Raw genomic sequence first — 17,960 nt, 5'->3', positions numbered from 1 at the left:
AGCCCGTTCGCGTTTCGAACCGGGCTGCAAAAGTACTCAACTTCTTTGCCTCCCTCCAAGTTCCAACCGCTGTTTTTTTTTCAGAGAAGCGCTGGCGAAGTCTCGAAACCTGCCTCCTACTGAAGCGGGGTACAAAGGTAATGTCTTCAGTTTTAAAAAGTCAAGAGCCCGACTGAAAAAACTCAAACTTCCTGATTTGGACGTCACAGCTGGCCGTTCGCCGAACTGGGATTACAAAGGTAAGGCCCGCTTGTGTAATGTCAAGCGGGCCTTTCACATTTTTTTAACGGTAATCCTAATTCAAGTGAATGGTGCTCGTGCGGTCTGGCCCTACGCTTACTATAGAGACTGGCACCTGCAACTGCTGCTCAAGGTATTTCACGTAGGCCGTCAGTTCCTTTGGCAATTCTATGGATTCGGAGATATCGTCGAGGCTGGTTTGCCACCCGGGCATCGATATGTACTCCGGAAAGAGCTCCTGCAGCTCGGCTAGGTCAGGTAGTTGCTCGGTGCGGGTGCCGTCGGAACCTTTGTAGTGGGTACAAACGCGGATCTCATCAAAATCAGAAAGCACATCGGCTTTCATCAAATGAATTTCAGTGACGCCATTCAGCATGATAGCGTATCGGAGAGCGGGCAAATCAATCCAGCCACAACGTCGGGGGCGCCCAGTAGTGGATCCGAACTCGCGGCCTGCTTGGCGAATCTTCTCCCCTACTTCATCGTGAAGCTCAGTAGGGAATGGGCCACCACCCACGCGGGTGCAATAGGCTTTGCTGATTCCGTATACCTTATTTATGTGCTTAGGGGCAATGCCGAGGCCGGTGCACGCGCCAGCTACGACGGTGCTGGAGGAGGTAACGTAAGGGTAGGTCCCAAAGTCGATATCGAGTAGCGAGCCTTGGGCGCCTTCAGCTAGGATGCGCTTGCCTTGGGCCAGCAGATCGTTGAGGAGGTACTCGGTGTCGGCCAGTTTGAGTTGACGAAGCTCTTCAACCGCTTCAAAAAAGATTGGCTCGGCATCTTCGATTTCCAGTTCGCGTTGGTGAAAGTTTGCAAGCTGTCGGTGACGAGTTACAGTTTCTTCGTACCGCTGTTTGAAATCAGAACGAAGGATGTCCCCTACCCGCAGGCCGGTGCGGCCAATTTTGTCTTGGTAGGTCGGTCCAATGCCTTTGAGCGTAGAGCCAATTTTGCCGCCGCCGCGGGCTTCCTCCCAGATACGGTCCAGCGCGCGGTGCGAAGGAAGAATCAGTTGGGCTTTTTTAGAAATGTAGAGGTTGGCCGTTCCATCAACGCCGCGCGCGCTGAGCTTGCGCAACTCTTCGCGGAACACGACGGGGTCGAGAACAACGCCGTTGCCGACTACATTAATAATATGCGGGTGAAAGATACCCGAGGGCACCTGGTGCAGGACGTGCTTGGTACCGTTGAAAGTAAGCGTATGACCAGCGTTGGGGCCGCCTTGAAAACGAGCTACTACATCGTACGTGGGTGCAAGCACGTCCACGATTTTACCTTTTCCTTCGTCGCCCCATTGGAGACCGACGAGTACGTCTACTGGCATTAGTTGGCGTTTTTGAGCAAGCTGGAAGCAGCTGCCTCGTCGTCGGCGATGGTGAAAATAGAAGTAAGCTTGGTAAGTGCCAGCATCTTCCGCGGATGCTCAGCGGGGTTGATCAGCACTAATTCACCACCGCGGCTACGAAACTTAGTCAGTAGCGATACTAATACGCCGATGCCGGAGCTATTGACGTAGCGGACGTTGGAAAGATCAACAGAGCAGAGCTTTACGGCTTCGTCGCCGAGGTGTTGATCAACGGTTTGTAGGAGCTGTTGGGAATCGGGGCTGCCAATCAGGTCGCCGGTGAGGCGTACTGACAGGATGCCGTCTTGTAAGTTGGCGTCAGTTTTCATTCGGTGGTAGTACGAGCGGCTTTGGCGCGGCAGTCGCCGCAAATGCCGTAAAGATTCAAGGAGTGGTGCAAGATATGGAAGTTCAATAACTCCCCGACCATGGTTTGGATGCCGTGGATGCGGGGGTCGCAGAACTCCACCACCTTGTGGCACTCCGTGCAGATGACATGGTCGTGCTGCCGATAGCCGTACGATTTCTCGTACTGAGCGAGGTTGCGTCCAAACTGGTGCTTGCTGACGAGGTGATGCTCGACGAGCAAATCGAGCGTATTGTAAACCGTAGCACGGCTTACCTGAATGCCGCGCTCTTTCATGCCAGCATAGAGCTCTTCTACATCAAAATGACCCGTGCGCGAGTAAATCTCCTCTAGAATGGCGTACCGCTCCGAGGTCTTGCGCAATCCTTTGCTTTCGAGGTAGGCAGTGAAAATCTTTTTTACCTCCTCGTATTTTTCAACATCAAGCATTTGCTGCTCCTATATATACTTAGGTGTACCAACTTGTACTGTCACGTACTGAAGGAACGATAACGGCCTTTAGGAACCGAACCGTTCGACGGACAGCACACCGCGTACGCGGCTGAGGCGTTGGATTAGCTTCTCAAGGTGGGCGGTGTCATTGACGAACACCATGATCTGCCCTTCAAACATGCCATCATCAGAATCGATGGTGATGGAGCGCATGTTTACCTTGAGGCTATTGGAAATGATCTTGGTAACGTCGTTGACGAGGCCGACACGGTCGGAACCTTTGATGCGGATACCGGCCAGGAAGGCTAGTTCGAGTTGCTCGGTCCACTTGGCGCGCACGATACGGTTGCCGAAGCTCGACATCAAATTAGTAGCCTTGGGACAGGACGTGCGGTGAATCACGATGCCTTCGTCAGTTTCAAACCCAAACACGTCGTCGCCGGGAATGGGATTGCAGCAAGTGGCGATGGTGTGCCGAATGGTGTCGGTCTTTTCTCCTATCACTAGCATATCGGGGCGTACACCGCGCAATTTTTGCACTTCCTGATCGAAGGCCTTTGGCTCGAGCATGGAAGGACTGCGTGGCGCCGACGTAGCTGGATCAAACAGGCTTTCCTTGATTTCTCGCCCGTCTATCTGGCCGATGGCCAAGCGGTAATAGAACTCCTGAAGGTTGTACACATTATAGTGAGCCAACAAGCGGTTTTGGTTGTCCTGATTTAGCTCCAGGCCCAACAACTCAAAACGCTTTTCAAGCAAGAACTTGCCGTCTTCAGCCTTCGCACGCTTATCGTCGCGGATGTAGTCCTTGATGCGGGTGCGGGCTTTGGAGGTGGTTACATAACTCAGCCACTCCTCCGTGGGCCGTTGCTTTTGCGAGGTCAAGATTTCGACCTGGTCGCCGTTGCGCAGGCGGTAGCTCAGCGGCTCCAGCTTCTGATTGACTTTAGCACCGAGGCACTGCAGACCGATGTGCGTATGAATTTCGAAGGCAAAGTCCAGTGCCGTAGCTCCATCCGGTAAGATGATGAGCTTGCCTTTCGGAGTAAAGACGTAAACTTCTTTGACAAACAGGTTCTGGCGAAACTCGTCCATAAACTCCAAGGCACTGGAGTTATTAGTTTCGAGCATCTCACGCACCTTCGCAATCCACGCTTCCAAGCTGGATTCGGGCTGTACGGCGCCGGTGTCCTTGTACTTCCAGTGCGCCGCGTAGCCTTTCTCGGCAATGTCATCCATCCGTTTGGAGCGGATCTGAACTTCCACCCATTGGCCGGTCTGGGACATGACGGTGGTGTGCAGCGACTCGTAGCCGTTTGCTTTGGGCGTGCTCACCCAGTCGCGCAGGCGGTCAGGATTGGGCTGATAAAAATCGGTGACGATGGAATAGACGCGCCAGCAAGCGGCTTTCTCCTGCTCGGGCGGCACGTTTAGAATGACACGGATGGCAAACAGATCATACACTTCCTCGAAAGGAATATTCTGCTTGCGCATCTTCCGCAGGATGGAGTAGATGCTCTTGGGCCGGCCTTTGATTTCAAAATCGAAGCCTTGCAGCTTCAACTCATCTTCCAGCGGCGCCACAAACTCCTTGATAAAGCGGTTGCGGGCGCCGCGGCTTTGGCGCACCTTCTGCGTCAACTCCCGGAAGGTTTCCGTGTCGGTGTACTTCAGGTGCAGATCCTCCAGTTCGCTCTTGATGGCGTACAGGCCAAGGCGGTGGGCCAGCGGCGCGTAGAGGTAGATGGTTTCCGAAGCTATTTTGAGCTGCTTATGGCGCGGCATCGAATCGAGCGTCCGCATGTTGTGCAGGCGGTCGGCGATTTTGATAAGGATAACGCGCACGTCTTCCGACAGCGTCAGCAGCATCTTGCGGAAGTTCTCGGCCTGCTCGGAGGTGCCGTAATCGAACACGCCCGAAATCTTGGTCAGGCCGTCGACGATGCGGGCGACTTTGGAGCCGAACTCCCGCTCCACGTCGGAAATTTCCCAAGTAGTGTCCTCCACCACATCGTGCAGCAGGGCCGCCACAATGCTGGTGGTCCCGAGGCCGATTTCCTCCACCACGATCTGCGCTACGGCCAGCGGGTGCAGAATGTACGGCTCCCCGGACTTGCGGCGCATGTCCTTATGGGCCTCCAGCGAAGTATTGAAGGCCTTTTTGATGAGCTTGGCGTCGCCTTCTTTTAGGTAAGGCTTGGCGGTGCGAAGCAGGCGGCGGTAGTGGCGCAGGATTTCCTGCCGCTCTACCTCAGGATCTATAAGAGTTGCCATTGGCGAAAAGCACTGCGGGCCGCTTGCGGAAGGCGGCAGACGAAGGTACGAAAACCTTACCCGGTAGGCTCCTGCTTGCGGAGCTGGACTGTTCGAATGAATAGTTCTGCTCAGCGAAGGGGCAGTTGGGTGTGGTGGTATTTACCAATATAACAGCGCAAAGAGAGCAGTCGTTACCCAACGTTTCAATAAGAGCGTGTAGCCAATCTAAATTCAACCGAGCCCAATGTAACAGCTCAAGAAGAAGTTGCTACCTCTGCCTAGCACACCTCAGCCGTCAACTTGACACAATGATTTGATTTTTGCAACACTCTTGCTTAGCTTTGCGGCCCCGCGGCAACCGGCCGTGTATGCGGATGTGGCGAAATTGGTAGACGTGCCAGACTTAGGATCTGGTGCCGCAAGGCGTGTGGGTTCGAGTCCCTCCATCCGCACCACTCCCCTGCTGCTTCGGCGGCAGCACAACGATGCAAGCCCTCAACACCCCGGCCCCGGTGCGTTGGGGGCTTGTTTTTATTCCCTGATCGGGTTTTTGCCTTTTACTCTCTAATCTCCGACTCGTTTTGGACATCACCCTCGACAAAAAAGACGAACAGCAGGCCGCTCTGCTGACCGTACGCCTCACTGAAGCTGACTACACAGAAGCTGTAGAAAAGCAAATCAAAGAAACCAGCAAGCGTGCGCAGATTAAGGGCTTCCGTCCGGGGAAAGTACCCGCGGGGCTGGTGCGTAAGATGTATGGTAAGGGCATCTTGGTTGACGAAATCAACCGCCTGCTGAGTTCGTCGGTGGATGGCTACATCAAGGAAAACAACCTGCGCCTGCTGGGCGACCCGCTGCCGGTTCCCACTAACGTAGATTTTGATACGGAAAAGGAGTTTGAGTTTCAGTTTGAGCTAGGCCTGATTCCGGATTTTTCGCTGCCCGTAGGTGATTCGTTTGAAGTGGAGCGCCCGAAAGTGGAGCTCGACCAAAACACGCTGGACGAGACGTACGAGCAGATTGGCCGTCAATTCGGTGAAAATACCAACCCCGAGGCTTCGGAAGCGGGTGACTACATCTCGGGGCAGCTGAAGCAGGAAACCACTGAGTTTTCGCAGAAAGTGCTGCTGCCGACCAACAAGGTGAAGAACGGCGCCGACAAGTTTATCGGTGTGAAAGAAGGCGACGTGGTGACGTTCGACCTGAAAGATGCCTTTGCGGGTGACGTTTCGGCTATTGCCAACTTCTCGGGCATGTCGAAAGAGTTAGCCGCTGGCGTAGAGGGCGAATACACCTTCGAAGTGGAGAAAATCCACCGCTCGAAGCACGCCGAGTACGATCAGGACTTGTTCGACAAGGTGTTTGGCAAAGACACCGTAGCCTCGAAGGAAGATTTCGACGCTAAAGTGCGCGAAACTATCCAGGAGAACTACGACCGGGAATCGGACAACCTGTTGAACCGTCGTCTGATCGATAAGATCGTAACCGAGACGCAAATCGCCCTGCCCCAGGAGTTCTTCAAAAAGTGGCTCGTAGCTGCCAACAAAGGCAAACTAACGGCTGAGCAAGTAGAGGAGCACTACTCCGACTATGAGAAGGAGCTAAAGTGGTCTTTGATCCGCAACAAAGTGGTGGAAGAGCAAGGCCTGAAGGTGTCGAACGAGGAAATCCTGGAGCGCACCATGGACAAGATCATGGCCCAGTTCAACATGCCAGAAGTATCGGAAGAGCTGCGCGAATCGGTGCGCGGTTTTGCCGACAACTACCTGCGCCAGGAGAACGGCAAGAACTACGTACAGGAGTACGAAGCCATTCTGGCAGAGAAGGTGCTCGATAACCTGCGTGGTCAGATTGTTGTTAAAGACCAGCCGATGACGGCCGAGGACTTCCGGAACCAGCCCCAAGCGTAAATCTGCGCTGCGGGTTGATTCCCACTAAAAAAAAGCCCTTACTTCGTCGGAGTAAGGGCTTTTTTCGTACCCTTTGCTTCCCGGCTTTGTGCCGGTGTCATGCCGTACCAACCATCCTCCTACCTTTTTCAGTCAATGCTGAACAAACAGGAATTCCGCAAATTCGCCGTTAAGGGCCAAGGCCTGAGCGGCTTGGGTGTCGATCAGTATCTACACCACATCGAAGGCCAGTCCAGCCATTTCGTCACGAACATGACGCGCTCGGTTATTGAGGAGCGCCCCACGCGCTTCGCCGAGATTGACGTGTTTTCGCGCCTGATCATGGACCGCATCGTGTTCCTGGGCACGCCCGTCGACGATTACATTGCCAATATCATTACCGCACAGCTGCTCTTCCTAGAGTCGGCTGATGCGAAAAAAGACATCCTGCTGTACATCAACTCGCCGGGCGGCTCGGTGTACGCCGGCCTGGGCATCTACGACACCATGCAGTACGTGGGTCCGGACGTAGCCACCATCTGCACGGGCCTCGCGGCCTCTATGGGTGCAGTACTGCTGGCTGGCGGTGCTACGGACAAGCGTTCGGCCCTGCCCCACGCCCGCGTCATGATTCACCAGCCCTCGGGCGGCGTGCAAGGTCAGTCGTCGGACATTGAAATTACGGCCCGTGAGATTCTCAAGCTCAAGAAGGAGCTGTACGACATCTTGGCGAAGCACACTGGAAAAACTTACCAGGAAGTGCACGACAATTCCGACCGCGACTACTGGATGCGCGCCGACGAAGCCAAGGAATATGGCATCATCGACGAAGTACTGGAGCGTCACAAGCTTGAAAAGTAATTTTCGCTTGTCCTGCCGAGCAAGGTGTAATACTTGGCGCCACTGGGTGATTCACTTAGCCTGGCAGGACAAATCATTCGGCGGCTGATCCGGCTAGTAATTCTGGCCGTTCGGCGACAAAGTTTGCTGTGTGAGCCGCCGTCCATGCAACCGTCTCATCCTGAATGGTAACTTCAGGATGAGACGGTTGTTCTTTTTATAGAAGCGTCGTCCAACGGCACTTTTCCGTGTACGCGGGGCGTTTCCGAATTCGTACCTTTGAGTCTGTATTACCCAACTAGGGACGATACAGTTAGATTTTCGACTTTCCTTCGACAATGGCAGATATCACCTGCTCGTTCTGCGGCAAAAGCAAGCGCGAGGTTTCCATCATGATTTCCGGCATCAACGCCCACATCTGTGAGCGTTGCGTTGGGCAGGCGCAGCAAATTCTGAACGAAGAGAACAAGATTCGTTCGAATGCCAAGGCGCCGAAGTTTAACCTCGTGAAGCCACGCGACATGAAGGAATACCTCGACCAATACGTGGTAGGCCAAGATGAAGCGAAAAAAGTGCTGGCCGTAGCAGTATACAACCACTACAAGCGCCTGATGCAAAAGCCGACCACCAAGGATGACGTGACGATTGAGAAATCGAACATCATCATGGTAGGCGAAACTGGCACCGGCAAAACCTTCCTGGCTAAGATGCTGGCCTCGGTGCTGCAGGTACCCTTCTGCATTGCCGATGCTACCGTGCTGACGGAAGCCGGCTACGTAGGCGAGGACGTGGAAAGCATTCTGACGCGCCTGCTCCAAGCCGCCGACTACAACGTGGAAGCCGCTGAGCGTGGCATCGTGTACATCGACGAGGTGGATAAGATTGCCCGCAAGAGCGACAATCCCAGCATCACTCGCGACGTGAGTGGTGAAGGCGTACAGCAAGCCATGCTGAAGCTGCTGGAAGGCACCACGGTAAATGTGCCCCCGCACGGCGGCCGCAAGCACCCCGAGCAAAAGATGATTACGGTGAATACGGAAAACATCCTGTTTATCTGCGGTGGCGCCTTCGTGGGCATCGACCGTATCATCAAGAGCCGCCTGAACACCAAGCCGCTGGGCTTTGCCAAGACCATGCTGGAAGAGAAGGTGGACACCAACAACTTCCTGCGTTACATCACGGCTCAGGACCTGAAGCAGTTTGGCCTGATTCCCGAGCTGATTGGCCGTCTGCCGGTGCTTACGCACCTGAACCCGCTGGACAAGGCCACGCTGCGTATGATCCTGACGGAGCCGAAGAACTCGATCCTGAAGCAATACAACCGCTTGTTCGAGATGGAAGGTGTTACCCTCACCTTCACCGACGAGGCGCTGGACTACATCGTGGATAAAGCCGACGAGTACCGCCTCGGAGCCCGTGGCCTGCGCAGCATCTGCGAAAGCATCATGACCGATGCCATGTTCGATATGCCGTCGATGACGGACACGACAGAGCTGGTCATTGACCTGGACTACGCACACGAGAAGTTTGAGAAGTCGCCGCTGAAGCAGTTGCGGGCGGCTTAATTTCTGCTAAGAAAAAGCGAAGGGGCGCTGGAACAATTGTTCCAGCGCCCCTTCGCTTTTTCGTTCTGCGTGATATGAAGAAGCTTGCTAGTACTCGCACGAGTTGATCTTACGAGACCATGGATTGGTTTCGTCAAGTCACCCTACCTACGACTTGCCTTGCAGGTACCCCACCATCAGTTCTGCAGCCTTTTCCGCCGCATTTGTCCGGCCTAGCTTCTCGCGAATTTCCGCGTAGCCGGCTTTTACTTCGGCTATGTATTGCTTATCGTCGAGTAAGCGGTGCAGCTCGGTGACGAGGTTACGGGCGGTGAAGTCGCCTTGGATGAGCTCTTTTACTACCGGACGTTCGGCAATTAGATTCACCAAGGAGATGTAGGGTACCTTAATGACTGCTTTGCCTATTTGGTAAGAAATGGCGCTGGTCCGGTAGCAAACTACCTGCGGCACGTCGAAGAGGGCGGTTTCGAGGGTAGCGGTACCACTGGTGACCACGGCCGCTTTAGCGTGGCGTAGCAGGTCGTAGGTCTGCTCGAACACCATGCGCACGTTGATGCGCTCGAAGTGATTGTAGTAGTTGCGGTCGAGATTGGAAACGCCAGCCACCACGAACTGGTAATCCAGGAAAGGCGGCAGGATGCGCAGCATTTCGAAGAGCATTTCCTCGATTTCCTGCTTGCGCGAGCCGGGTAGCACAGCAATGATCGGACGGTTCGGATCAAAGCCGTTGCGCTGGTAGAAGTCGTCGGTACCAGCGTGCTCGTGCACGGCATCGGCCGTGGGGTTACCGATGTAGTCGACATCATAGCCGAAACGCTGGTAAAACTCCCGCTCAAAGGGCAGGATGACGAACATCTTATCTACCAAGGCCTTGATCTTGTGGACGCGGCTCTGGTTCCAAGCCCAGATTTTAGGCGAGATGTAGTAGAAGACTTTGATACCATGCGCCTTGGCAATTTTGGCCACGCGCATGTTGAAGCCCGCGTAATCAACCAAAATCAGCACATCGGGCTTGTTGGCCACCAAGTCCTGCTCGCATTCCTTCAGAAAGCGACGAAACTTGAAGATACTGGTGGCAGCTTCCACGAAGCCCATGATGGCCATTTCATCGTAATGGTGCACCATGTGGCCCCCTTCGGCCTGCATCATTTCACCACCCCAGCAACGAAACTCGGCCGTGGAATCCTGCTTATGTAGGGCCCGCATAAGGCGGGCAGCATGAAAGTCTCCGGACCGTTCGCCGGCAATGAGGTAGTATTTCATTCTCAATGAAGAATGAAAAATCAAGAATTAAAACCGGAATTAGTGGACAAACGAACGGTGCTATCCAAGAGTGCGGAGTATTATTCCTGACTTCTCAAAAGCTTGATTTCGCTCTGCGACCAATAACCCTCAATTGTTAATTCTTAATTTTTGATTGGTTTACTCGCCGTAGTATTCGACGAAGTTGCGGGGCGTTTCGTAGATCTTGACGCAGTGCAGCTGGGCCGTGCTGGTAATAGCTGGAAGCTCGCGTTGCAAAATTTCCCAGAAAGCCAGAGCCAGATTTTCGGTGCTGGCCAGCTTTCCGGCCATGAAAGGCACGTCAAGATTGAGGTTTTTGTGGTCGACGTAGCGAATGATGTGGTCCCGGATGAGCACACTGAGCGCCTTTAAATCGACAATGAATCCGGTTTCGGGGTCGGGCAGACCTTTTACGGTGACGATGAGGTCGTAATTATGGCCGTGCCAGTTGGCATTGGCGCAAGGCCCGAACACTTCCTTGTTGCGCTCCTCGCTCCACGTGGGATTGTAGAGTTTGTGGGCAGCGTTGAAGTGCTCCTGGCGGCTGAGGTAAATCATTGGGAGACGCTTAGAGACTGAGGGGCTTGGGGCCTTACGCATGTGCGGCTGTCATAATTCCAAGCTGCACACGGTGCAAAGACCCTAAGCCCCTTTTTTCCGCAGCAAATATACGAAGAACGGTACGCCGAACAGGGCAGTAATAAGTCCGACTGGCAGGCCGGCCGGTGGATGCAGCCAGCGGGCGAGCAGGTCGCAGGCTAGTAGGAAGGTGCCGCCAAGCAGGGCACAGAAGGCAATATTCAGTCGGCCAGTGACGCCTAGCAGGCTACGCGTGATGTGCGGCACGATCAGCCCGACAAAGCCCAGCGGGCCGCACAGAGCTACTACGCCGGCCGTAATGCCGCAGGCAGTAAGCAACAAAGTCCAGCGCGTGCGGCTCACGTCTAAGCCCAGCGCAGCGGCACGCTCCTCCCCCAGCAGCAACACGTTCAGGTGGCGCTGCAGCGCCCAGGCCAGCATCAGACCGATGACAACCACGATGGCTGGCCCGATTAGCAAGTTCCAGCCAGCCCGCTCCAGGCTGCCGAATGCCCACGATACGGCGGCTCGCAACTGAGAATCGGTTTGGGCCTGGAAAATGATGAGGCCGCCCAAGGCATTAAGCAAAGCCGCAACGGCCACGCCGGCCAGCAGCAGCTGCGCCGGCATCAGGCGGCCGCGCCGGGAACCGATACCTACAACTACCAGTGTAGCGCCGACGGCACCGGCCAGACTCCCGATGGGCAGGATCCAAGGTGTAAGGCCGCTAGCGGTGGGCAGTAGCACGCTTACCACCAGCGCCCCCAACGATGCCCCGGAAGCCGTACCCAGCAAGTAAGGGTCGGCCAGTGGGTTATTGACCATGGCCTGCATGAGGTAGCCGCTCAGGGCAAGGCCGCCCCCGGCCAGCAGGGCCAACAGCAAGCGCGGCAGGCGTAACTCGAAGAGCACTAAATGGGCTGCATTGTTGGGGTCGTAGTGCTGAATGGCCTGCCAGAGCATGGCGTAATCGGCGCTTTCGATGCTGCCCAAGCGGATACCGACGACCAGCAGCACAGCTGCCGTCAGCAACAAGCCCACAAACAACAACGGCGCACGACGGCTCATGAGGCAGGATGCAGCAGCTGGTACAGCTCGCGTACGGATTCGACAACGCGCGGGCTGGGCCGGGCCATCAGGTCGCCGTTGACAGGATATACCTGGCGCGTCTGGTAAGCCTGGATACGGCGCAACTCGGGATACATGCGGAAGAACGTGCTATCGAGCTTGCCAAGGCGGCCGCCGATTAGCACATCGGGGTTCAGCTTCAGGATATACTCCCGCGTCAGGGCCGGATAGGGCTGCGGAAACGAATCCTGTAGAGCATTTTGGCCGCCGGCGAGGCGAATCTTGTCGGTAAACAGCGTATTGCGGCCGTAGGCGTAAATCGGGTCGAGCCAGGTGATGGCCAGGGCGCGCGGCTTGGGGCCGGCAGTAGCGGGCAGGCTGGCCAGCTCGCGCTGCAGCGAATCGGTAAGTTGCCGGGCTTGCTGCTCGCGGCCAAGGATGCGGCCCAGGTCGCGGAGGCCGCGGAAGATGTCTTCCACCCGGCGGTAGCGCTGGTAGTAGACCGGGATGCCCAGTTCCTGCAGACGGGCGGCGTCGGCGGCGCTGGTCATGCCTTCGACGGTGAACACAATGTCGGGATGCTTGCCCACGATGCCTTCGAAATCAACCGGATAACTGCTTACTATAGGCTTGCGCAGCGCCGCAGCGGGGTAGTCGCAGGCTTGGGTACGGGCCACGATGGTAGCCGTATCGGCCACGGCAAAAAGCATTTCGGTCATGGACGCGGCCAGCGCCATGACGCGCTTGGGCTGGGACGGGATGGTGACGGAGCGACCGAGGTCATCCTGTACGGTAATGCGAGTGGGTGCTTGGGACGTCGGCGTTTTGGCAGCGTCCGGAGATTGGGAGCAGGCCGTGAGCACGGCCCCGAGCAGCAACGGATATAGTTGGCGCATGAGAAAGTAAAAGTAGCCGATAAGGGAGCTGGGGAACCGTGACCGTTGACCGTCATGTCGAGCTTGTCGAGACATCTCGCGTGTTGATGCCAGGTAGTAACCTCAACCAGTAGATTACTCTCAGCCATTAGCACGCGAGATGTCTCGACAAGCTCGACATGACTGTTCTTTTTATTCGTCTCAGCTCAGCAAACGTGTAGAAGGATACTGGTTACCGGTTCACTCCGCGCACCTGCCAACGACCATGCTGGTGAGTGAGCTGCGTGACGGACGCAAAATCGATGGTCACCTGAAAAGCATTGCGCAGCGGGTAACCCAGGCAGTGTGCCAGCAAAGCGCGGATGACGCCGCCGTGGGAGAAAATCAGCAATGGGCGGTCGGTAGCACCCAGTGAAGGCAGCTCGTCGAGAAAAGCCACGGCGCGGTCTTGCAGCTGTTGGAACGTTTCGCCTTGGGGCGGAGCATAAGTGACGTAATCAGCCATCCAAGGCGTCAGTTCGGCTTCGGGCAGCTCGTTCCACAGACGGCCTTCCCAAGTGCCGAAGTGCATTTCGCGCAGGCGCTCATCGGGAGTAGCGGAAGGAGCCACGGCGGCGGCCAGGCGCGTGCAGCGCGAGGAGGGGCTGGTGAAAGCGCGGAAACCGGCGGCAGGCGGTGCCGGCAACTTGGCTTGAAGCGCAGCCACTTCTTCTTCGAAGGAATCGGCCAGACCTACGTCGTGGTGGCCATAGCAGAGGCCGGGCGTGGCTACCTGAGTGTGGCGGATGAGGTATACGTCGAGAAGTGTAGCGGCCATCAGAACCAGATGCGGGCGGTGAAAAACAGGTAAATCACGACTTCGGCCAATTGCTGGGTGGCGCCGAGGCAGTCGCCGGTGTAGCCTCCGATCCAGCGCTGAAACCATCGCCCGAGCACAATTTGCAGAATGGCCAGCGGCAGGAGCACGAGCAGCATGCCGGGGTTTTGAGCGTACGCCGCCCAGGCCAGCAGCGGCAACAGGCCCCAAGCCGCCGCCGTGAACAAGCGGCCCCGGTCGAGAGCTTTGGCGACGGGCTTGGCTTTGGCGTCGTCGTTTTCGCGGGCGTACTGGTGCGTGAATACGAAGCTCAAAGCCGTGAGGCGGCTAAGCGGGTGTGCGACCAGTAGCAATACCGGTACCGAGGCCTGAATGGCAGAAACAAGGCCATCGGCGCGGTACAGGGCACCGAACTTTGCAGCCAGCAGCAGGCCCAGCCCAACCACGCCGTAAGTGCCCACGCGGCTATCCTTCATGATTTCGAGGATGCGGCCGGAGGTCCAGCCACCCCCAAAACCGTCGCACACGTCGGCAAAGCCATCCTCGTGAAACGCGCCGGTAATCAGTACCGAAGCCACCATACTCAGCAGCAGACCAATAGCTGGCCCCCAGAGGTAAGCCGCGCCCCAGTACACAAGGGCCGATACACCACCGACCAGCCAGCCAATCAGCGGAAAATAGATGGTGGCGCGGTTGAGCATGTCCTCCGCATGGCCAATCCAAGACGGGCAGGGCAACCGCGTGTAAAACATCTGGGCCGTCAGGTACAACTCCAGCTGCGTGCGTAGCCACTTTTTCATCGGAGGGTGGATGCTTCGGTTTCGGCAGTAGCGGTGCTCACGCCGGCGCTTTCGAAGGAAGCCATTTCATGGAGGAAGCGCACAGCCGACTGCAGCAGCGGGTAGGCCAGAGCGCAGCCCGTGCCTTCGCCCAGGCGCAGGCCCAAACGCAGTAGTGGCCGGGCCTTCAACTCGGCCAGCAGGTTCTGGTGGCCGGCTTCGGCCGATTCGGTGCAGAATACACAGTACTCCAGTATGGCTGGCGCCAACCGGGCCGCGACAAGCAGGGCGGCACTCACGATAAAGCCATCCACCAGTACCAGCATCCGATGGGACGCCGCGCGCAGCATAGCCCCACAGATCTGGGCGATTTCGAAGCCGCCGAAGGTTGCCAGTACCTGCAGTGGATCGGCGGCTGACACCTGCAGGTGAGCGGCCACGGCCTCGGTCAGGATAGCAAGTTTGCGTTGTAGGCCCGCATCGTCGAGGCCGGTGCCGCGGCCGACGCACTGGGCCAGCGGCAGGCCGGTGAGCAAGCGCAGAAGTACCGCAGCCGAGGACGTATTACCGATGCCCATTTCGCCGAAACCGACGACGTTGCAGCCCTTGGCGTGCAGCTCATCAATGATGGCGGCGCCGTGCTGCAGGGCTTGTTGGCACTGCGCGGGCGTCATGGCCGGCTCGTGCAGGAAGCTGCGCGTGCCGGCGGCTACGCGGGCATCGGTGAGGCCGGGCACGTCGGAGAGGTCTGTGGCCACGCCGGCATTGATGACGCGCAGCGCCAACTCGTGCTGGCGGCAGAACACATTGATGGCCGCGCCCCCGGCAGCAAAGTTGCGCACCATCTGGCCGGTTACCTCGGCTGGGTAAGGACTGACGCCCTCGGCGCTGATGCCGTGGTCGGCGGCAAATACTAATAGGTGCGGCTGGCGCAGCTCCGGCGCAAGAGTTTGCTGCACGAGGCAGATTTGGCGGGCCAGATCTTCGAGCTGACCTAAGGCGCCCACCGGTTTGGTTTTGGTGTCGATGCGGTGCTGCACGGCCGCGGGCAGGGCGCTGCCGGGCGCTACAAGCGGCGGTATGGGCCGAAAAGTAAAACCTTGGGCAAGGTTGGTGGTCATTGAGGAGAGCAAAAGCAGGCAAGGCCTGCGGTGTACGTCGCTGCTCCGGCACTTCGCGACGCCCTCCTCTCCTACCCGCCACAGGCTAAACGCGGGGCTCTGCCCAACCCGGCCCGCAAGGGCCAGCACCAGCGGCCCGGCCGCGGCGGTTCTTACCTGATGACGGCCTTAGGCGCGAAGGCGTCACCGTACAGCGGCGGGCAGGTCTCCTGACTTGTACCGTCTTTTCGGCCTTCTCGCTTCAGTAATCGAAGCAATGGCTTGCGTGAAAAGACTTGGCTAATGGGTACTTACAGTAGCGCGTCTGTTCGGGACTTGCACCCGATTCCCTTTTTAAGCCCAGCCCGAAAGCTAAGCACCTGCCGCAGTCGGGCTGAGAAGTTAGCCCGGAAACAGTGGGTCAAAGGTAGGAGAACTTACTTGAAACGGGTGTGAGCAAGCTGGGCGAGCAATTTTTCCAGCGACTCGTTAGGTGCTCCTGGAGGTGGAGGTTCAACTTTTGATTGGTTCCTTTTGCTGGTAGACACCTGGCGGCTCAATGCAAAAGCCTTCTGTCAAGGGTAATCGGGCCGACAGTAACGGAGGCTGCTTTCATCCGTTCATAACCGAAGCCTTCATTTCTAGCTTTTATCTCGGACACGGTCCGTATGCCGGTCGAATCTGCGGCGGCAGCCGTTGCGTAAGCGCTACATCACTCATTCCAACCATCGACTATGAAAAACCAAATCGGGCTAGACTCCGCGCAGTCCCAGGAACTTGCAACAGGGCTGAACAAACTGCTGGCCAACTACCAGATCTTCTACATCAACACCCGTGGCTTTCACTGGAATATCAAGGGCGAGAAGTTCTTCGAATTGCACGCCAAGTTTGAGGAGCTTTACACCGATGCGCTGGTCAAAATCGATGAAATAGCGGAACGTATTCTGACGCTGGGCCACCGCCCGCTGCACTCGTTCACCGACTACGTACAAACGGCCACCATCAAGGAAGCTACCAATGTTTCGGAAGGCTCAGCGGCGGTGCGCACGGTGGTGGAAAACTTTCAGGCCTTGTTGCTACTGGAGCGTGAGCTGCTGGAACTGGCCGGCGAGGCCAACGATGAAGGCACTGGCGCCCTGATGAGTGACTACATCCGCGAGCAGGAGAAAACCGTGTGGATGTACAGCGCCTCGCTGGGCTAACCCACTACGTAGCCAAACAAACGCCACAATAGCCCGCTGCCTTCCCGGTGGCGGGCTTTTTCGTGGACGGTACTTGATCCATGAAGCATAATTCTTCTCGCTCTGGGCCGGCGTCTGCTATAGCCAGCCAACAACGCTACAGAAGCGCCACTAGTGGTACTGACCCAGCCTCGTCCCTATCTCGCTCCTTTCCATCCCCCGGCCCGAGGCCCCGAGTACGCCATGCGCCGAGAAACTCCGTACTTCGCAGCTCAGAACACAACTCCTGCTTATGATTATCGTGACGGGCGCAGCGGGCTTCATCGGCAGCTGCATGATCAGCCGGCTCAATGCCGATGGCTTCAACGACGTAGTGGCCGTGGACAACTTCTCAGTGGAGAAGAAAATGGCCAACCTGAAGGGCAAGCACCTGCGCGAGTTTGTCGACCGCAACGAGTTTTTTGACTGGCTCGACAAGAATCACGAGCAGGTGGAGTTCATCTTCCACCTCGGCGCCCGCACCGATACGGCGGAGCAAGACGTGGCCATCTTCGATCTGCTGAATTTGAATTACTCCAAGCAGATGTGGCAGGCTTGTGTGCGCTACAACTTGCCGCTGGTGTACGCTTCCTCGGCTGCCACCTACGGCTCGGGCGCGCTCGGCTACTCCGACGACGAAGCCTTACTGCCGCTGCTGCGCCCGCTGAATCCCTACGGCGACTCCAAGAACGACTTCGATAACTGGGCCATTCAGCAGGAAGAAAAACCGTTTTTCTGGGCAGGACTGAAGTTTTTCAACGTGTACGGCCCCAACGAGTACCACAAAGGCCGCATGGCTTCGGTGATATTCCACACCTTCCAGCAGGTGCAGCGCACGGGGTCCATGGAACTGTTTCGCTCGCACAACCCCAAGTTTGCCGACGGCGAGCAAATGCGCGACTTTATCTACGTGCGTGACCTCACCGACGTGTGCACCTTCCTGATGCACCACCGCCGCAACTCCGGCATCTACAACCTGGGCACCGGCGAGGCCCGCACCTTCCTGGATCTGGCCCTGAATACTTTTGCCGCACTCGACAAGACGGCGGACATCAAGTTCAAGGACACGCCCGAAGACATCCGCGACACTTACCAGTACTTCACCCAAGCCGATATGAGCAAGCTGCGCAGCATTGGCTATCAGCGGCCGTTTACGCGCCTGGAGGACGGAATTTCTGAGTACGTACGTGACTTTTTGGTGCCGGGCGCGTATCTGTAGCCCGGACCGCCGTGCCCCTTGCTATCTAGCCTGAGGTGGGCATTGTCCGAAATTTTTCCTTTTTTCGGAAGCAATGCTCAAG

General features: G+C 56.8%; 16 protein-coding genes, 1 tRNA gene and 1 riboswitch. Of the genes, 6 read left to right on the top strand and 11 right to left on the bottom strand.

From position 1 onward, the window contains the following. Positions 1-295: 295 nt before the first annotated feature. From AC5FXY_RS15580 to AC5FXY_RS15565, 4 genes are all read right to left on the bottom strand, one after another. On the bottom strand, positions 296-1,567 hold the full coding sequence (locus tag AC5FXY_RS15580; protein WP_493557624.1) for an adenylosuccinate synthase: 1,272 nt from the start codon (positions 1,565-1,567) through the stop codon (positions 296-298). Next, entirely contained in the window at positions 1,567-1,917 is a 351-nt protein-coding gene (locus tag AC5FXY_RS15575) for an STAS domain-containing protein (protein ID WP_493557623.1), read from the bottom strand. The genes AC5FXY_RS15580 and AC5FXY_RS15575 overlap by 1 nt, the downstream gene beginning before the upstream one ends. Further along, positions 1,914-2,384, bottom strand: a complete 471-nt coding sequence (locus AC5FXY_RS15570; protein WP_059072716.1) for a Fur family transcriptional regulator — start codon at positions 2,382-2,384, stop codon at positions 1,914-1,916. The genes AC5FXY_RS15575 and AC5FXY_RS15570 overlap by 4 nt, the downstream gene beginning before the upstream one ends. 69 nt (positions 2,385-2,453) lie before the next feature. Next, positions 2,454-4,661, bottom strand: coding sequence for a RelA/SpoT family protein (locus tag AC5FXY_RS15565; protein WP_493557622.1), 2,208 nt, complete (start codon positions 4,659-4,661; stop codon positions 2,454-2,456). A 352-nt stretch (positions 4,662-5,013) separates the two neighbouring features. Here AC5FXY_RS15565 and AC5FXY_RS15560 point away from each other — a divergent pair. From AC5FXY_RS15560 to clpX, 4 genes are all read left to right on the top strand, one after another. Further along, a tRNA-Leu gene (locus AC5FXY_RS15560) sits at positions 5,014-5,098 on the top strand. Positions 5,099-5,224: 126 nt separating this feature from the next. Next, positions 5,225-6,553: a trigger factor gene (gene tig, locus AC5FXY_RS15555; protein ID WP_493557621.1), complete on the top strand. Its 1,329-nt coding sequence runs from the start codon at positions 5,225-5,227 to the stop codon at positions 6,551-6,553. A gap of 135 nt (positions 6,554-6,688) precedes the next feature. Next, the gene (locus AC5FXY_RS15550) at positions 6,689-7,393 is read left to right on the top strand and encodes an ATP-dependent Clp protease proteolytic subunit (protein ID WP_493557620.1); all 705 of its coding nucleotides are present in this window, start codon (positions 6,689-6,691) and stop codon (positions 7,391-7,393) included. Between the two features lie 317 nt (positions 7,394-7,710). After that, positions 7,711-8,937 carry an ATP-dependent Clp protease ATP-binding subunit ClpX gene (gene clpX / locus AC5FXY_RS15545; protein ID WP_493557619.1) on the top strand — a complete coding sequence of 409 codons (1,227 nt, stop codon included), beginning with the start codon at positions 7,711-7,713 and terminating at the stop codon, positions 8,935-8,937. A 147-nt stretch (positions 8,938-9,084) separates the two neighbouring features. Here clpX and lpxB read toward each other — a convergent pair whose 3' ends face one another. From lpxB to cobT, 7 genes are all read right to left on the bottom strand, one after another. After that, on the bottom strand, positions 9,085-10,200 hold the full coding sequence (lpxB, locus tag AC5FXY_RS15540) for a lipid-A-disaccharide synthase (protein ID WP_493557618.1): 1,116 nt from the start codon (positions 10,198-10,200) through the stop codon (positions 9,085-9,087). A gap of 159 nt (positions 10,201-10,359) precedes the next feature. Further along, positions 10,360-10,779, bottom strand: coding sequence for a 6-pyruvoyl trahydropterin synthase family protein (locus tag AC5FXY_RS15535; protein WP_493557617.1), 420 nt, complete (start codon positions 10,777-10,779; stop codon positions 10,360-10,362). 84 nt (positions 10,780-10,863) lie between these two features. Then, the gene (locus AC5FXY_RS15530) at positions 10,864-11,868 is read right to left on the bottom strand and encodes a FecCD family ABC transporter permease (protein WP_493557616.1); all 1,005 of its coding nucleotides are present in this window, start codon (positions 11,866-11,868) and stop codon (positions 10,864-10,866) included. Continuing rightward, positions 11,865-12,764, bottom strand: coding sequence for an ABC transporter substrate-binding protein (locus AC5FXY_RS15525; RefSeq protein WP_493557615.1), 900 nt, complete (start codon positions 12,762-12,764; stop codon positions 11,865-11,867). The genes AC5FXY_RS15530 and AC5FXY_RS15525 overlap by 4 nt, the downstream gene beginning before the upstream one ends. Before the next feature lie 211 nt (positions 12,765-12,975). Continuing rightward, a complete protein-coding gene (cobC, locus tag AC5FXY_RS15520; RefSeq protein WP_493557614.1) occupies positions 12,976-13,560 on the bottom strand; it encodes an alpha-ribazole phosphatase family protein in 585 nt (194 codons plus the stop codon). Continuing rightward, the gene (locus tag AC5FXY_RS15515) at positions 13,560-14,360 is read right to left on the bottom strand and encodes an adenosylcobinamide-GDP ribazoletransferase (RefSeq protein ID WP_493557613.1); all 801 of its coding nucleotides are present in this window, start codon (positions 14,358-14,360) and stop codon (positions 13,560-13,562) included. Before AC5FXY_RS15515 ends, cobC begins: the two co-directional genes overlap by 1 nt. Then, positions 14,357-15,460, bottom strand: coding sequence for a nicotinate-nucleotide--dimethylbenzimidazole phosphoribosyltransferase (gene cobT / locus AC5FXY_RS15510; RefSeq protein ID WP_493557612.1), 1,104 nt, complete (start codon positions 15,458-15,460; stop codon positions 14,357-14,359). The genes AC5FXY_RS15515 and cobT overlap by 4 nt, the downstream gene beginning before the upstream one ends. A gap of 182 nt (positions 15,461-15,642) precedes the next feature. Beyond that, a riboswitch (cobalamin riboswitch) is annotated at positions 15,643-15,838 on the bottom strand. 335 nt (positions 15,839-16,173) lie between these two features. On the opposite strand from cobT, the gene AC5FXY_RS15505 reads away from it, so the two are divergent. Next, complete coding sequence (locus AC5FXY_RS15505) at positions 16,174-16,641, top strand: Dps family protein (RefSeq protein WP_493557611.1); 468 nt, start codon at positions 16,174-16,176, stop codon at positions 16,639-16,641. A gap of 271 nt (positions 16,642-16,912) precedes the next feature. Then, positions 16,913-17,878 carry an ADP-glyceromanno-heptose 6-epimerase gene (gene rfaD, locus AC5FXY_RS15500; protein ID WP_493557610.1) on the top strand — a complete coding sequence of 322 codons (966 nt, stop codon included), beginning with the start codon at positions 16,913-16,915 and terminating at the stop codon, positions 17,876-17,878. Positions 17,879-17,960: the final 82 nt, after the last annotated feature.

The sequence above is a fragment of the Hymenobacter sp. FMD4 genome, from assembly GCF_058932745.1.
This window is presented reverse-complemented; position numbering and strand designations above follow the sequence as displayed.

Excerpts from the sequence above, each read along its gene's own strand:
- cobC (WP_493557614.1), bottom strand. The coding sequence starts at position 13,560 with ATGGCCGCTACACTTCTCGACGTATACCTCATCCGCCACACTCAGGTA.
- rfaD (WP_493557610.1), top strand. The coding sequence starts at position 16,913 with ATGATTATCGTGACGGGCGCAGCGGGCTTCATCGGCAGCTGCATGATC.
- clpX (WP_493557619.1), top strand. The coding sequence starts at position 7,711 with ATGGCAGATATCACCTGCTCGTTCTGCGGCAAAAGCAAGCGCGAGGTT.
- AC5FXY_RS15570 (WP_059072716.1), bottom strand. The coding sequence starts at position 2,384 with ATGCTTGATGTTGAAAAATACGAGGAGGTAAAAAAGATTTTCACTGCC.
- AC5FXY_RS15525 (WP_493557615.1), bottom strand. The coding sequence starts at position 12,764 with ATGCGCCAACTATATCCGTTGCTGCTCGGGGCCGTGCTCACGGCCTGC.
- AC5FXY_RS15505 (WP_493557611.1), top strand. The coding sequence starts at position 16,174 with ATGAAAAACCAAATCGGGCTAGACTCCGCGCAGTCCCAGGAACTTGCA.
- AC5FXY_RS15565 (WP_493557622.1), bottom strand. The coding sequence starts at position 4,661 with ATGGCAACTCTTATAGATCCTGAGGTAGAGCGGCAGGAAATCCTGCGC.
- cobT (WP_493557612.1), bottom strand. The coding sequence starts at position 15,460 with ATGACCACCAACCTTGCCCAAGGTTTTACTTTTCGGCCCATACCGCCG.
- lpxB (WP_493557618.1), bottom strand. The coding sequence starts at position 10,200 with ATGAAATACTACCTCATTGCCGGCGAACGGTCCGGAGACTTTCATGCT.
- AC5FXY_RS15515 (WP_493557613.1), bottom strand. The coding sequence starts at position 14,360 with ATGAAAAAGTGGCTACGCACGCAGCTGGAGTTGTACCTGACGGCCCAG.
- AC5FXY_RS15550 (WP_493557620.1), top strand. The coding sequence starts at position 6,689 with ATGCTGAACAAACAGGAATTCCGCAAATTCGCCGTTAAGGGCCAAGGC.
- AC5FXY_RS15575 (WP_493557623.1), bottom strand. The coding sequence starts at position 1,917 with ATGAAAACTGACGCCAACTTACAAGACGGCATCCTGTCAGTACGCCTC.
- AC5FXY_RS15530 (WP_493557616.1), bottom strand. The coding sequence starts at position 11,868 with ATGAGCCGTCGTGCGCCGTTGTTGTTTGTGGGCTTGTTGCTGACGGCA.
- AC5FXY_RS15580 (WP_493557624.1), bottom strand. The coding sequence starts at position 1,567 with ATGCCAGTAGACGTACTCGTCGGTCTCCAATGGGGCGACGAAGGAAAA.
- AC5FXY_RS15535 (WP_493557617.1), bottom strand. The coding sequence starts at position 10,779 with ATGATTTACCTCAGCCGCCAGGAGCACTTCAACGCTGCCCACAAACTC.